This window comes from Amycolatopsis sp. NPDC051071, assembly GCF_040682875.1.
Classification (GTDB): domain Bacteria; phylum Actinomycetota; class Actinomycetes; order Mycobacteriales; family Pseudonocardiaceae; genus Amycolatopsis.
Map to the genome: position 1 here is coordinate 1 of NZ_JBFBBY010000334.1, position 1,161 is coordinate 1,161.

Consider the following 1,161-nt stretch of genomic DNA (forward strand, 5'->3'; position numbering starts at 1 on the left):
CTAAGCGCCTGGCCAGAAGTCTTGTCCGTAATTCTTGGGTAGCCAGGGTGAGGTCCATGGTGCGGCGGTGGTGAGTGTCTGTTCGGTGGTGTGGTCGCGGAAGAAGGCGTGGGTTTGTCGGATTCGGTCGGGCATGGTGGCGGGTGCGGTGTTGGCGATTCGTTGTTTGAGTACGGCCCAGACTCGTTCGACGGGGTTGTCCTGGGGGCTGTATTTGGCGCCTTCGATGACCTGCAGGCGGGGATGTTGTTCCAGCCATCGTTGGGTGATGCCGCTGTGGTGGGTGGTGCCGTTGTCGCAGAGCACAGCCACAACCGGTGCGTTGGGGTAGGCGTTGAGGAGTTGTTCGAGGAAGTAGCAGAACACGACGGAGACGTTCTTCACCGACACGTGGTAATGCCAGGCACCGGTGGCGAGGTTGACCGCGCCGTGCAGTGTGCGGCGTTTGTTGGATCCTGGTGTGAGCACGTGGTATCGCTGACCGATGGGCATCCAGCACGCTCGGATTCTGGCGAGCAGGTCGAGGTGGGTTTCGTCCTCGGCGAGTACGACCGAGCCGGCGGGCAGCGCGGTGATGCGGGTGCGGATGTCGGCGCAGGTGGTGTCGTGGTCGGGGTCGCCTTTGGCGATCAGGCGTGGCCGGCGCCAGCGTCCCTGTTCGCGCAGTCGCCGGTAGAAGGTGCGCAGGCTCATCTCGGGGCGGCCGGCCGCGCGCCAGATACGGCTGGTGGTCCAGGCTTTCGGGGTGTTGAGCAGGGTGCGGATCCGTTGCCCGAGCCGTGGGCTGCCCAGACGGGGTCGTCCGCTGCGGGGCCGGTCGGGCAGGGCGTCGATGCCGTCGTTGGTGTGCCGGGTGATCCATCGCCGTACGGTGACCGGGTTGTAGTGCAGCAGGTCAGCGATCTCGGGTGCGCTCATCCCGGAAGCGGACAACACGATCATGACGATGCGGGCAGCGATCCGCCAACGTCCATGCAGGGCGGCGATCAGGTCATGGTGCTGTGCGGGGGTCAGGTTGGCATAGATGTGCGCCGGGCGCATACTTGTTGTGGCCTCGTCGGGTCGGTCTGGTGTGGTAACTCGATCCAACCCGACGAGGTTTCTTCACGCTCACAGGGGGTTCACGTGGGTTACAGACACAACTTCCGGCAACCTGCTTAG

1 protein-coding gene is annotated in these 1,161 nt (G+C 64.5%); it reads right to left on the bottom strand.

The features are described from left to right. Complete coding sequence (locus tag AB0M65_RS40870) at window positions 1-1,041, bottom strand: IS630 family transposase (RefSeq protein ID WP_364041076.1); 1,041 nt, start codon at window positions 1,039-1,041, stop codon at window positions 1-3. Between the last annotated feature and the right edge of the window lie 120 nt (window positions 1,042-1,161).